This is a genomic window from Microcoleus sp. B4-C2 (genome assembly GCF_036705265.1).
Lineage (GTDB): Bacteria > Cyanobacteriota > Cyanobacteriia > Cyanobacteriales > Microcoleaceae > Microcoleus.
This window is the reverse complement of record NZ_JAUBUB010000039.1, coordinates 1-14,732: the sequence shown is the minus strand read 5'-3', so window position 1 is coordinate 14,732 and position 14,732 is coordinate 1. Positions and strand designations below refer to the sequence as shown.

Sequence of the window (14,732 nt, the reverse complement as noted above, 5' to 3'; positions counted from 1 at the left end):
TAGTAATAAGTAATTGAGCATTGCTCATGGGTAATGGGTAATGATAATTATGTTGAATACTCAGTCGATTGCTAATGACTAATGACTAATGAATAATGACTAATGACTACACTACTTCTTTAAGATTAAATGCAGCTTCTGTCAGTTGTTGAGTACCGATTTTAACTTGAGTAATGCCGCTGACTGTTTGAGACGCTGATTCCTTCATAGAACTCATCGCATCACCTACTTGCTGAATCGCGATCGCCTGCTGTTTCACATTAAATGAAATTTGCTGGTTGCTAGCAAACACCAGATTGCAAGCTTCCCTCACACCCATAAAAGCTTCTGCCGTATCTTGTGCTGTTTTTACCCCTTCTGCAACCGTTTTGCGACTATCTTCAGTTGCTTTCACCGTGGAGTCGATCGCGCCCTTAATTTCTGGAACAATACCATTAATCTTTTGTGCTGCTTGTTGGCTTTCATCTGCTAACTTACGAATTTCGCTTGCTACCACCGCAAAACCTTTACCGTACTCGCCGGCTCTGACTGCTTCAACAGCAGCGTTGAGAGCCAGCATATTAGTTTGGCTGGCTAAATCGCTAACCAAACTTGCGAGAGTCGATATATTGCCAATCTGACTCGTGCTGTCGTCTAGTCGATGATTTTGCTTAGAAATTGCCACCACAGCTTCTCTAAGATTCAGCATTTGATTGAGAGTTTGATCTACCTTTGTAGTACCTTCTTCTGCTAGATTTAAAGCTTGGCGAGCAGCAACGGCAACAGACTCAGCTTGCTCGGCTGTTTGCTGAGAAGAGCGGCCTAAATTTTCGAGAGTTATAGTTGTTTGGTTAACCGAAACAAATTGCCTATCTGCTATTTGTTCTTGCCTGTTCATATTAGATTCTATTTGCATTGAAAATGACGAAATTTGGTAAATCAGCCCCCGAATGAGAGCAACAATTTGTTGCAGAAAAAACCATCCAAATCCCAGCACCACAGCCAGGGAAACAATAGCTATCGTCGCTGCTATTTTTTGAAGAGAATCGATGGAATAAAATAACAATTTTTTGGGTGAAGTATCCACAATTACTAAAAACTTATTGGTATTTTGTTTGCTGGGGAAAACTGTATTATAGCTAATCACTAGCTCCCGATTTTCAATATTTCCCTGACCACCTGAGAGTATTTTAGCAACAAGGTCTCCTGAATAATCATTTTTGACATTTTCCTTAGTTTTGAGTTCAAGTCCCCAGGCTTTTTTAGGATTGGGATGAGCCAGATAATACCCATCTTGGTTTAAGATAAAAGATTTGTCTGATAGTTCAGGATTGAACTTTTTAACCATATCGAGCAGAGTGTTACCCAGGGCATTAGTAATGATAAAGCCTTGTCTTTCTCCTTTAGGATCAAAAATTGGAGTTGCGTAGCGAATTGTTGGCTTGTAAGGAATTTCTATTTTCCCCATTTCCTGATTCAGATTTAAGGAAGACACATAGACTTCTCCTTGTTTTAGCTTCATAGTTGCCGAAAAGTAATCTGTGTCTGCTTTATTTTGTAGTTGAGAATCTGGAATAACTTGGAGATTTGTGCCGTCATAATCTACGCGGACTATCTCCTTACCGCTGTTATCTATGTAACGCAATTGCACATAATATGGCTTAGCTTCCATCATGGATAAGAATGTGAGCTGCATTCGATAAACCCAATCTTTATAAGTTGAATTAGTTTGTTTGTCTACTCCATTTCCTGCCCTGGCTCTAATCATTCCCTGAACAGGGGGAGTTTTGCGGAGAAACAAAATATCTGCTCTCAGATTTTCAAACTTGTTAATCATTTGATTGGCGGTAGAATTAACACTGTCACTAAGGGTTATCAATGCTAACTTTTGCAGTGCTTCTGTTGAAGAATAAATTCCATACCAACCAACAATAGATACTGGAATCAAGGTACTTAAAATTAGGAGTAGCAACAGTCGGTGCTGCATTTTTTGGAAAAATTTGTTAATCATTGGTTACTGGGAATCGGTTACTGGTAACTTGTACGCTCGCATAGTCTAAGTATAGGGAATTGGAAAACTGTAGGATCTGGTAGCCGAAGTATTGGGAATTGGGAAGTGGTAGTAAAGAAAAAATAACAACCCCCTAATAATAACTCACAACTCACTACACTGCTGATTTGATATTAGGTTTTTATTTGCATTTGCCCATAAACAAGTTATTACTCCGGTTAATATGGCTGGAATGGTAGGGAAATCGATCGCCCAAGCAATTGCTTTCATTCTTAAGGATATATTTGGCATTTTTTGGGGACTACTCATAATTCATATATCTCCTACAAAACTGCTTTCAAATCTAAGGCTGCTTCATTCAACTTTTGAGTACCAACTTTAGTTTGACTGATACCGCAAGCGGTTTGGGCTGCGGCTTGATTGAGAGAGTTCATAGCTTGCACTACCTGTTCGATCGCGATCGATTGCTGTTTGGCATTCAGCGAAATTTGCTGAGAGCTCAAAACCACATTGTTAATGGCATTGGCAACTCCTGCAAATGCCGCCGCGGTTTCTGAGGCAATATTCACGCCCGATTCCACTGTTTTAGTTCCTTCATCTGTCACCATTACTGTTGAGTTAATTGCCTTTTGAATATCAGCAACTAATAGATTAATTTGTGCTCCTGACTTTTTACTGCGATCGGCAAGTTTGCGAATTTCTGACGCCACCACGCCAAACCCCTTGCCGTGCTCTCCCGCCCGCACTGCTTCAACAGCAGCGTTGAGTGCTAACATATTAGTTTGATTCGCCAAATCGCTAACTACAGTTGAGATATTACCAATGTGATCTGTTTGTTCGCTCAACTCTATAATTTGTCCTTGGATATCCTGAACTTTAGTTTTCAGAGTTGCCATTGCTTCTAAAGTTTGTTCTACAGCTTTTGTGCCACCTCCAGCTAAATTCAAAGCTTGCATTGCTTGAACCACCGCTGTTTCTATCTGCTGTGATGTCGCCCTGGAAGATGCTCCCAATTCGTCCATTGTAGTAGTAGTTTGATTTACGGAAGCTGCTTGCTGACTTGCCATGCGTTCCTGTTCTTCTACGGTGGCTGCAATCTCAGTGGAAGAAGCGGCGATCGAGCTAATTGCGCGATCGATAGTTTGGGCAATTCCTGACGAAATCAGCCAAGCTATAACCGCACCTAACACCAATAAAAACACGGAACCAAATACCAAGGCCGAGATTAAAAAAACTAAAGATTGCTTCGTTTTTTCAGTAGCTTGCTTAATCGCTTTTACTTCTATGTCGCGAAATTGCTTATTTATTTCCACAAATTCATCCACAAATTGTGTCTGTTTTCCGGTATTAAAGAGAGCCAAGGCAGCAGTTCTATTATTTTTTTGTAATAAAGCAACTATTTCGCTAGAACCGTCATAATATTCGTTGCAGAGTTCTAGCATCTTCTCTAAACGCATCCTCTGTTCAGGATTTTCCATCTTCAACTCCGCACTATTTCCCGACTCACGAGCTAATTCTCCACCAGTCTTAAAATCATTTAAAAACTGCGGATTTTTATTAATTAAATACCCGCGCATCCCCCTTACCATTTGTTCAGCACCTGCGGACATATCATTTGTATGTCTGAGCACATTTTCGATCCTTTCTACTTCTGCAAAATTATTCAACACCTGATTAGTAGTTGTATAAACTAGCAGGGGAAAACCCAAGTATATAGTGGCAGGGGCTACATAAGCCAGCAACATTCTATTTCTAATATTTAATTTTATTAACTTAGCAAACATATTTTTCTCCTTAATTTAAGCACGTGAATATACGAATTAGATTGCTTCGTCAAATCTGGCTTGAAAAGCAGATTTGGTATAACTGAATACGCTTTGGTTAAAACTATTTATTCCTCAGAGATTCCTTGCAGCATCCCCCGCATCGTTGCGAGGACTTTGAGTAAGTTCTTGTCCACCCCCTACTCCCCCTTTGTAGGGGCGGTGCGACCCCTACTCCCCGTGCCCGCCCTTGGCGCCGGGAGATCGAGCTTAACTCAACCGTATTGTGGTATAACTAACTTCTTTAGTGGTGGACGCATTTCAAGATAATTCTCTCATGCTAAGTCCCGCTTGTTACCAGTTCTGATCTCTGCGTTGGATCGGGATTGCGAAGGAAATGAAGTATCAAGCCAGGTGCTTCACTGAACTCATGATAGAGATGCTTTGCGTAAGTCCTGTTCTGGATTCAAACCTCTTCATCAACAACTACTCCTCCTTTTGTCAGCAGTTTTTGCAAGTTCAGAATAGCCATCATTTTTTCCCCGTAAATAGCTGTCCCCCGTAGATATTCGCGGTTGGCAGAATGCAGGGCTGCCGGAACAGCCGCAATTTCCGACACATTTAAGTATATAATATCTAATATTTCGTCAACAACTATACCAGCGACCAAATCTGTCACTTCAACAACGATCGCCTTAGAGATATAATTTGCAGTCTCCGACATATTTAAAGACATATTTAAAACACTGCGAATATCAATTAAAGTCACAATTTCTCCCCGTAAATTTATATTGCCCACTATGCGATCGGGAGTGCAAGGAACCGGAGTTACTTGGTTGATATCAGTAAATTCCCGAACTAAATCTAAATGAATACCAAAGTATTCGCCATTCAAAACAAACACCGCCAGGGACATATTAGTGGCTGCATCATTTTCTCCCTCGTTTCGCCGCCTCAAATGATTAGCGCGCGATTGAAAAATTGCTTTTTCTTCGGGGGTAGCCTGCGGGCAAAAAACGTGACGGTTGCTCAAAATTTGAGGATTTTTTCCTAACAATTTTGCACTTATTAGCCCGTGTAAATTTTCCGTCTCTGCCTCACCTGCTGCTTCACTACCTGCATGGCTTGGAGAAACAGGCCAGCTTTCCTCTGACTTTTCGGGAGAATATCGAATTAATTGATCGAGATTGAGCAGCATGATAATATCGGCTTCGCTGCGGGCTAGTCCAGCTACAAAATAATGAGAGGCTTCTGAATTCTCTCGCCCATAAGATAGCTGCGGAGTGATGGCCTCTTCTGAGAGTTCCTTAACTTCGCGAACTTGATTGACAATTATACCGATTTTCGATTCTTGCCACTCTATGACGATCGTACTATCTGTCACAGCATACCCTTGCCAAACGTATCCAAAACGGAGATTCAGATCCATCACGGGCAGAATTTCGCCCCGAAGGTCGATCGCCCCAACAATATCTTGAGGTGCTTCTGCAATTGCTGTCAACTCCGGCAGAAAGAAAATTTCCCGAACGTAGCAGGCTTCTATACCGCAGAGAAAACCGTTCTGTTCAAAGATAAGATACGGTTTAGTTTCCATATTTTAGTGTACAGTTTCTTTACTGTATAATTTTAACAATTTTTTTTTAACATTCATCAGCACTTGACTAGCTGTCATTTTTCCCTGGGAATCTATGGGAGTGTTTGGCGGTAGTGCTTTCAGGATTTCACAAGATGAATTGTACATTTTAAGAGCTCTTTTTACTTGACCTTCTTTATGGTATATATTCCCTAGTTCTATATAAGCTGAAACAAAAGATGGACACATATAAATAGTCCTCTTTAATAAATTTTTTGCTGTTTCTAATTGCCCCTGTTCTTCAGCAATTTGAGCTTGTAAATAATCAGTATATACTGATCCAGGCTCTACTTTTCTCGCTCTATTGCAGTAATCTATTGCCTGAGAATAATTGCCGGCATTTGCCTGAACTTGAGCGATTAAAAAATAAGCATCAAAATTAGGGCCCTGCAACTCTATTGCCTCTTGTGCCTTGTTGATTGCCTCAGCATAATCTTGATTTTTAAATAACTTTTTAGCCTCTAAAATTAGCATTTGATGCGTTTGATTTTGAGTATTTTCTGCTATTGTTTTTTCTGTAACTGACACGGCATTGTTCGGCAAGCCGTCCTCCAGATAGCGATAGGGCAGCATATTCCCCAGCGGATTACTTATTTTTAATACCGGAGGCATCTCTATCTCTGAAAAATTGCTGTTAGTAGTAAAACTAGGTGGCATAGTTTCCCCTGTTAGCAACTCACCACTATCATCGTCCATAATATCTGCTTTCGGGAATTCCCGAAATGCCGAGTTGGCTTCTCCTACAGTCGCAACCCTAGACTCTATTTGACAGCCTTCCTCCGGTACTGCATTCCGACGCTGATACACCACCGACTCAGGGAAAATCTTGGCTTCAAACTCGTTCATAATTTGACCGTAAACTTCAGCATGACCGGTCATTAAATATCCTCCAGGTTTCAGGGTATTGGAAAATTTTTTCAGTACCAGTGAAATATACTTATGTTCAAAATACACAAAAACGTTTCTGCATAAAATTAAGTCTATGTTATAAAGATTTTGGTAAATATTAGGAAAGTCATCTGTGATTAAATTTACACAACTAAAGTTGACACTTTCGCGCAATTCTAGATTAATTTCCCAATCATTTTGCCTCTGATGAAAATACTGCTTTTGTATCTGCGGGTCAACCAAGCGAAACGACCAATGACTGTAAACTCCCTGGGGCGCTTTTTTGATTACTTTTTCATTGATATCTGTACCTAAAATTAAGATTTTCCATTGCTCCCAATCGGGAATCAATTCTTTTAAAACAATAGCTAAAGAATAAGGTTCTTCACCGGTGGAGCAGCCCGCACTCCATATTCGCAGTGTCGGCTGCATTCCCAAGGTCTTGTGCAAGTTTCTTTTCTGCTCTATCAATTCAGGAAAAATTACTCTTTTCAACAGAGCGAACTGTCCTTTATCTCGCATAAAATAACTTTCAGTTGTTGTTAATAGCAATACTAATTTCGCCCATTCATTTTTACTTTCAAAAGTTTTGGCGGTTAAAAGTTTATAATACTTTTCTGGGTCTGCAATTTTTTTTTCTCTCATCCTACTCATGATTTTATGAGACAAACCAGCTCTATCTTGAGACCTAATTCGCACACCCATCTCAGTAGTAATTAAGTTTATAAATAGCTGAATTATGGAATCATTCATGTCCACTGAGGTAGATTAATTTAATAATTTGGGAAGTGGCAACTTTTACTGAGCTGCTGCTGAGTTTGGGCTGAGCATAGCTGCTAGCCTGCGGCTCGTCGGTTCGCAAAGCCGCAGGGAGCCGAAGGGAAGTGCGTAGCTGAACTATTGGGAATTGGGTAACTTGTAAGCTCGTGTAGTAGAAGTATTGATAATTGGAAATTGGGGAATTTGGAATTAGAAATCTGGAATTTAGCCGATCGCCTGAACAAGAACAGTGTCACACCATATCATATCAGAAACTTGCCAGATACTTAAAGGAAAAAGGCAAAAGGTCAAAGACAGAACCCAGGAAAAAATTATCCCTTCTGCCTTCCACCTTCTGCCTTCAAAGGCACTAATCTCCCACTTTAAGCTGGATATATCCGCAGGCGGCGATTAGGTTCTTCCCCAAAACTGTGGGATTTCAGGTGATAGTGTTCCACAAGTTCGTGCTGCATTTTGCGGACGTTGGGAGAACGGGGCAGGAGTTCCACCGGCTGTCCCTTGGGAATGACAATTTGCTCGACTGCTAAGCGCGTTTCTTCGAGAGCTTCGAGCTCGTCAGAAGAACCGCTGCGGGCAAATAAGGCGAGGTCTGCCACTTCCGGGGTACCTGGGTCATCCATGTCCAACAGGCGCCGCAAAGCTCTCGCTACGTGGGGAATAGTGGCGGCCTTAATTGTGTGCAGGGGAACTTGGCGAGTTTTGGCCAAGTGCCTCAATTTCGACTGGTTCCGAACGTTCGATCGCAAAGCCAAAACCACGTCAGCACTCTCAATATCCTTCGTCAGCAGCACCGGCAGGTTCAGCGTCGAAATCACCTGTTCGAGCTGGTGACGAGGTATGCCGTAAGGATAAACGTGGAGGGGCAAATCTTCGCCGTTAGGGCCGACATTCTGGGAAAAACGTCCGGGCTTAGGTACCGGCTCGACGGACAGGGATTCTTCGAGCAGTTGCTCGAAATACCGAGTCTCAGAAACCGGCGCGCTTTTAGGAGCCAAGTTCTCGCCTGGAGCGGGCATCGGCACCATTTTGCCAGCACTCCGCCAGCCAGAGAGCGGTGTGACGGGCCGGATTGCTGATACCGCAGCCGTGCTGCTGGAAGCGGCCATCCCCGGAAACCGCGCGGGGGGAGCGGCTGACTCGCGCTCGATAATTACTTCTCCTGTCTCGCTGACGCTTCTGATTTGCTGGCTCGGTTCGCGTCCCCGCAGCAGAGTGTCGATCGAATCTGCAACTCGCTCGTGGATTACCCAGCGCTGGCGTTCCAGCATTTCGATGGCAATTTCAAAAGTTGGCGGTGCTTTGCGCTCCAAAACCGTCTTTTGAGAACCGCGCCGTCTTGCTTCGTCATCTCCCAGCGTCACCGCTTGGATGCCCCCAATTAAATCTGCCAGAGTCGGGTTTTTCATCAAGTTTTCGATCCGGTTCCCGTGGGCGGTACCGACCAACTGCACGCCCCTTTCGGCGATCGTCCGAGCCGCCAAAGCTTCGAGCTCCGTGCCGATTTCGTCAATCACGATCACTTGCGGCATATGGTTTTCCACTGCTTCGATCATGACTTGGTGCTGGAGTTCGGGGCGGGAAACTTGCATTCTGCGAGCTCTGCCGATCGCCGGGTGCGGGATATCTCCATCTCCGGCAATTTCGTTGGAGGTGTCGATAATTACCACCCGTTTTTCCAAGTCATCGGCGAGCACGCGGGCAATTTCCCGCAGGGCCGTGGTTTTGCCGACTCCGGGGCGGCCGAGCATCAAAATTGACTGACCGGTTTCCACCAAATCGCGGATAATGCCGATCGTCCCGAACACAGCGCGGCCCACCCTCAAAGTCAAGCCGATAATCTCGCCGCTGCGGTTGCGAAGGGCGCTAATTCGGTGCAGGGTTTGCTCGATACCGGCTCGGTTGTCGCCGCCGAAGTGGCCGACTCGCTCGATGCAATAGTTGAGGTGTGCTTTGGTAATCGGAGTTTGGGAAAGAGGTTCGGCCAAGGATGGAAAACGAGCTTCTGGTTGGCGGCCCAAATCCATGACAATCTCAATGAGATTGTTGCGCTGCGGGTGCTGCTCTAAGGGCTGCCGGATCTCATCTGGCACGATGTCTAATAATTTGTTGAGGTCGTCTGTAATCTGCATTCGCCTCGATGTGTTCGGTGACGTTTTCAACTTTTTAGTCAGTTGTCAGTTGTCAGTTGTCAGTTGCCAGTTTTTATGTGTCAGTTGCCAGTTGTTGTTGGAATTAACTACTAACCACTAACTAATGACTAATGACTACTGACTACTGACTAAAATTCTTTGAGCGGGGAAACTAGAGAACTAGCTAAACTCACGGCCTCTGAGAGAAGTTCTGGGACGGCTTCGAGCTGAGGTAGCCGAGATGTTTGAACTCCGGCTCCTGGCTGCGCGACTGCCACCGGAACGGCATAAGCTCGATCGGTCTGCATTGTTTCTAACTGTTCTAAAATTGGCGATAGCAAAACCCTGGCATAGCTGCCGTAAGCTACACCTGCAATGTATGGGACAGGGGGAACTGACAAATTTTTCCCGGCATCCTTCATCAGTCCCTCGGCTCTCAGCTTGCTGACAGTGTGAGCATTAGTGCCGCCTGCAAGTTGCACGTATCCCGGCAACTGGGCAGCCAAAACTTTTTGACCGAGTTTGACTGCGGCTCTAGTAGTTCCTGTTCCGATATCTCCGCTCATTGGTCTACCGTCGGTTTGCCAAATTAGGGGACAAGGAAGGGGGGAAATTATTTGATAGAGTGTCCGCAAATAATCAATCAAACCGTCTCCATCGGGGCAACTAATTGCTATTACCTTGAGTTGAGCGACCCAGGGAGCTATGCTCGACCAAAGTCGCGCAAAATCTGCCTCTCTGCCTACTTGCGTGTGGATTTCTAGGGCGTCCGCACCGGATTGCAGGATTAAAGGTGCGATCGCGGCGGAAGCAGACACGTAAGAACGAGTATAAATCAGTTGGCTCGGACAAATCGGCAGACAGCGACCGCAGCCATAGCATTGCTGGTCTATCACCCCGGAAAAACCACTGCCAGCACTCTGAAAAACTATTGCTTCGGCTGGACATATTTTTTCGCACGGCCGCCAGCAGTCCGCCGGACAATCGGCTGGGTTGAATTCGGCTTTGCGAAAATGCGGGTCTTCCCCATCGTTTAAACTCACCATCAGCAACGGCAACCCTTTGCCGCCAAACCTGCGGTTTTGAGTTCTTGCCTGTAAGTCGCTGGCCACTTGTAGGGCTTCTTTCGCTGCGGCGACGGCGGCGGGATCTGCCGCGACATCGATACAGTCAGCGCCTGCTAGGGTGTAAGCCAAGGTGAGATTCCGTACAGCCGGTAGGTGCTGAAAGCTCGCCCCACAGATCAGCTTGAACCAATGGCCATCTTTTAATGAGTTTAGGGGATGATAATGTTCTGTCACCCTTATATGCTAATCCTTTGAGCTGAAAATTACTATGTGGAAATTTCTACTTAATTTTAAAATTTAGGCGGGTACAAGCTGGAAACGCTACTGATAGCAGTAGCTGTTGCGCTGTTGGCTCTATATGTAGAGTTCTGCCTTAATTTTTTTTCCTAAATTTGATTTTTTTGAGAGCGACTGCTGAGGGGGGATTTGGAGATGGGGCGATCGGCTTGAGTGACACGTTGACTTACAGACAGACTTTCTATGATATCATATTTGGGTGGATTTGGCAAGGAAAAAGTAGACTAGAGATTTTTTGTGGAAGTGGCCGTGCAGTGGTCATTGCCATAAAGTTCGATCGAGCATGGAAACCCAGCGACGAAACGCAGATGAACATTCTCCTCCCTGAGTAGAAGCTACATTCATCTGGGTTAATCGGCGATTCAACTCACATCTTGCACCATTCTCAAGAACAGGCAAGATGCCTGTTCCACAAAGAGTGAATTTTCTTGTGGAACAGGCCGAAAAGCCTGTTCCTAAACAAGTAATTGAGAATGGTGCAACATCTCAGATTCAACGAGCTCTACTACTTGCTCAGCCGCTTATAAACCGTAGCCAAAGCATGGCTATCCCCCACATTTCCCGGAAACAAAACAACTGGTAAATTGGAAAACAGAGGATGATTAGCCTCGGTTTTCACCACCGAACAACCTGCGATAATTTGACCGATTTGCCTGACACTTTTCAGCGACAAACCTGTACTCAAAACATCATTAGAAGTAATGCCGCCCTTGCTAATCAAAAACCCGATATCCGCAGGCAGTCCCCGCACGATATCCATCAATAAAGCAGAAACCGCCTCTCCAAATTTTAACCGGATTTCCGCATTTTCAAATTCGAGTTCCTTGCGGCTGGTATAAATTACAGGCGTTTTACCATCGGCATGAGAAGTGCGGACTTGTTCGAGAATTTCATCGAGCATTTGGGTGCGATACTCGGGTGAATCTTCTAACAAGTGAGAGACATCTATTTCAATGCTAACTATATTGGGTTCTTTTAACAAGCGCTCCAATTGTTCAGTAGTTTTCTTAACGTGGGAACCAACTATTACGGCACCGGGTTTGCCGCCCCTGACGTATTTTGCCATTTCGTCGGCTGCTACTGGCTGCGGGCCGAGGTCAGCTAAGGATGTTAAAATACTCGCTGCGCTGCGGAATAAAAACTTTTTGCCTTGACTGACTGCATTGAGAATGTGTGTGGCAAATTTGTCTAAATCACCTTGGCTTTGGCCGTCAACAACTGCACATTGGTTGTCTGTCATGTCCATCAGTCGATCTAAACTTCCGTAGCGAATGTCTCCGAGTAAAATGCGATCGACTGCATCAGCGGGGATGCGACCTTTGGTTTTTTCTTCTACATAGTCTGGCAGGTAACTGTGACTGTACCCGAAGACTGAATCTTTGGCAAATTCGGTTTCGTGTACTGGTGTCGGGACACTGTTAACTATTAGGTAGTGCACGCTGTGGCGGGTAATTCGGCCTCCTTCAAAAAAGGCGGGAATTAGAAAATGGGCGTCGAAGGGGCCGAGTTCTTCGGCGATCGCGTCGGTTTCGATGGGATAGTGACCGCGCAGGGTAGAATCGGAACGGCTAACTATTAGGAAGTCTTCGATTTTTTCGCTGGCGATCGCCTTTTTTAAATTTTGGCACACTTCGCGGGTGACGGAGGCTGCTTTTTCGGGAGTTAGCGATCGAGTATTTGTCAGTATGAAGAAAATCGGGCACTTGTCCCGCAGCCCCAAACGCAGGGTGTCTTCGTCCCAACGTGTCAGCAGCAAGCAACTGTGCACGGTTTGAGAACCTGTCGGATCGTCGTCGAGAACTATAATCTTGGGTTTGGCAGAAGACATACTGACCTGGTTGTTAACGTCACCTTTCCAAGATATCCTTACCTGTTACGTAACAGGAAAAAATTTACAATAATTATGATATTTTTTTAACTATTCTCCTCATTCATAATTTTAAAAATGTCTTTGAGTTCGAGTGGAACAGGCATCCTGCCTGTTGCGGTTCAGTAAGCTGTATATTGCTAATGGGTAAGAGGCGCCCTCCGCCGTGTACGCTACTAACTTCTGCCATTTTTTTAATTAGCAGCCTTTCGATCTTGCAACTTTTTCATTTCTGCTTGAACCCCCACGGCTATCTGCAAAGCTTCGTTTAGCAATCGCCCTTGTTCTGTGGCTCGATCGCTAATTTGCAGGGAATTCAAACTTTTCAAATTATTGGTAAACAATTCGGAGTTAGTAGCGACAAATTTTTTGTTTTCCCTGAGAATTCTTTCGGTTTTCAAAGCTCGAACTAAATCCTCTCTGATTAGCTGCAAGGCTGCAATAACTTTTGCTCGATCGCCGATTTTGACTGCCGCATTGCCGGCATCTTCTATCCTATCGTTAATTTCTATCGCTTCGATTATACCATTATAGCGATCGACATCATCAAAAAGATTAATTAAATGTTTGTTTTGGCGGCTGCACTGAATTTTCCACGCATCCTCAAGGATTAAACCGACGATCGCAGCGAAGTGGAGGGCGAACCACAACAAATAAGCTCTAGGAAATATCGCAACCAGCAGCCAACAACTGATTAGAACCAAAACAATTAAACCGACAGTTTTCAAAGCTTCGCGGGCAAACTTAGTCGCTGTCGGCGGTCGGTATACGCGATCGGGCCCCGCGCCGGTGAGGTGCTTGAGTTCACCGACAGTAATTTCTAATCCCTGAATGTCAGCTCGCATAAATCTTCACAAATATTTGTTAATTATAAAGTTTTGTAGTATAACAAGGGGCTCGTCTACAATAAACCTAACATTTTTTTCAACCAAAACTGCACTATGTCCGCACGTCCTATATACCTCGACAACCACGCCACAACCCCCGTAGACCAACGGGTACTTGAGGCGATGCTGCCGTATTTTACCGAACAGTTCGGCAACGCAGCCAGCATCAGCCACGTCTACGGCTGGGAAGCAGAAGCAGCGGTTAAACAGTCACGACAAATTTTAGCAGAAGCGATCAATGCTTCCCCCGAAGAAATTGTTTTTACCAGCGGTGCAACAGAAGCAAATAACTTAGCGATCAAAGGTATCGCCGAAGCTTATTTCAGCAAAGGAAAGCACATTATCACAGTAAAAACCGAACATAATGCTATTCTCGACCCCTGTACCTATTTGCAAAAATTGGGGTTTGACATTACTGTTTTACCAGTGAAAAGCGACGGGCTGATTGATATAGGCGATTTGATCAAAGCGATTCGGGCAGAGACAATTTTGGTTTCAGTGATGACGGCAAATAATGAGATTGGCGTCATTCAGCCGATCGCAGAAATTGCTGCAATTTGTCGGGGAAATGACATTCTTTTTCACACAGATGCGGCACAGGCGATCGGCAAAATTCCCCTGGATGTAGAGGAGATGAATATCGATCTAATGTCCTTGACAGCCCACAAAATTTACGGGCCAAAAGGCATCGGTGCTCTCTACGTGCGCCGCAACAAACCGAGAGTGCAGCTAGCGCCGCAAATGCACGGAGGAGGTCACGAAAGGGGAATGCGATCGGGAACTCTCTACCCACCGCAAATAGTTGGGTTTGCTAAAGCAGTAGAATTGGCAATTGCGGAAATGCCATCGGAAACAGAACGAGTGGTTAATTTGCGGCAGCGTTTGTGGGAAAATTTGAGTGAATTAGGCGATGTTGTTCTCAACGGTCACGCTACGAAGAGATTGCCGGGGAATCTCAATATTAGTGTAGGTGGCGTTGACGGTCAAGCGTTGATGTTGGGTTTGCAATCGGCGGCGGCAGTTTCTTCGGGCTCTGCTTGCACTTCGGCGAAAATATCGCCATCTCATGTTTTAGCAGCGATCGGGCGATCGGACAAATTAGCTTATGCTTCAATTCGGTTTGGTATTGGTCGGTTCAATACCGAAGCAGAAATAGATGCAGTTTCCCAACACGCGATCGCAACTATTACATCTCTCCGACAAGCTCAAAAAGTGATGAGTTAGACAGTATTGGTGTCAAATTAAGCCTAAAACCCAGTGTCTCTCTCATTTTTATCAAAGTCTCGATCCCCCTAAATCCCCCTTAATAAGGGGAGTAGGGGTTGACTATGAACATACTCTTGTCCCCCCCTTATTAAGGGGGGCTAGGCAGGGTGGATTAATTGTCCCCAAGTAAATTATAATAGTCGAGCGCGAGCGGCTCGAGTCCGC

Annotated in this window: 10 protein-coding genes; 1 reads left to right on the top strand and 9 read right to left on the bottom strand. The window is 44.7% G+C overall.

Annotated elements, in window-relative coordinates:
• Positions 1 to 106: 106 nt before the first annotated feature.
• The 9 genes from QUB20_RS13570 to QUB20_RS13530 form a co-directional block, all read right to left on the bottom strand.
• Positions 107 to 1,990, bottom strand: a complete 1,884-nt coding sequence (locus QUB20_RS13570; RefSeq protein WP_333246816.1) for a methyl-accepting chemotaxis protein — start codon at positions 1,988 to 1,990, stop codon at positions 107 to 109.
• Positions 1,991 to 2,313: 323 nt separating this feature from the next.
• Complete coding sequence (locus tag QUB20_RS13565; RefSeq protein WP_333207810.1) at positions 2,314 to 3,774, bottom strand: methyl-accepting chemotaxis protein; 1,461 nt, start codon at positions 3,772 to 3,774, stop codon at positions 2,314 to 2,316.
• A gap of 445 nt (positions 3,775 to 4,219) precedes the next feature.
• A complete protein-coding gene (locus tag QUB20_RS13560) occupies positions 4,220 to 5,347 on the bottom strand; it encodes a chemotaxis protein CheW (RefSeq protein WP_333246814.1) in 1,128 nt (375 codons plus the stop codon).
• 3 nt (positions 5,348 to 5,350) lie between these two features.
• Positions 5,351 to 7,027 carry a CheR family methyltransferase gene (locus QUB20_RS13555; protein WP_333246813.1) on the bottom strand — a complete coding sequence of 559 codons (1,677 nt, stop codon included), beginning with the start codon at positions 7,025 to 7,027 and terminating at the stop codon, positions 5,351 to 5,353.
• A gap of 389 nt (positions 7,028 to 7,416) precedes the next feature.
• Positions 7,417 to 9,183: a R3H domain-containing nucleic acid-binding protein gene (locus QUB20_RS13550; RefSeq protein WP_333056412.1), complete on the bottom strand. Its 1,767-nt coding sequence runs from the start codon at positions 9,181 to 9,183 to the stop codon at positions 7,417 to 7,419.
• A gap of 149 nt (positions 9,184 to 9,332) precedes the next feature.
• A complete protein-coding gene (gene ldpA / locus QUB20_RS13545) occupies positions 9,333 to 10,484 on the bottom strand; it encodes a circadian clock protein LdpA (protein WP_333246810.1) in 1,152 nt (383 codons plus the stop codon).
• A gap of 321 nt (positions 10,485 to 10,805) precedes the next feature.
• The gene (locus QUB20_RS13540; RefSeq protein WP_333291407.1) at positions 10,806 to 10,946 is read right to left on the bottom strand and encodes a hypothetical protein; all 141 of its coding nucleotides are present in this window, start codon (positions 10,944 to 10,946) and stop codon (positions 10,806 to 10,808) included.
• Between the two features lie 106 nt (positions 10,947 to 11,052).
• Positions 11,053 to 12,375: a four-carbon acid sugar kinase family protein gene (locus tag QUB20_RS13535; protein ID WP_333246808.1), complete on the bottom strand. Its 1,323-nt coding sequence runs from the start codon at positions 12,373 to 12,375 to the stop codon at positions 11,053 to 11,055.
• A 233-nt stretch (positions 12,376 to 12,608) separates the two neighbouring features.
• Positions 12,609 to 13,259 (bottom strand): hypothetical protein, encoded by a 651-nt coding sequence (locus QUB20_RS13530; RefSeq protein ID WP_333246806.1) that lies wholly within the window; start codon positions 13,257 to 13,259, stop codon positions 12,609 to 12,611.
• Positions 13,260 to 13,355: 96 nt separating this feature from the next.
• Between QUB20_RS13530 and QUB20_RS13525 the strand changes: the two genes are divergently transcribed.
• A complete protein-coding gene (locus QUB20_RS13525) occupies positions 13,356 to 14,525 on the top strand; it encodes an IscS subfamily cysteine desulfurase (protein WP_333246804.1) in 1,170 nt (389 codons plus the stop codon).
• The last annotated feature ends 207 nt before the right edge of the window (positions 14,526 to 14,732 follow it).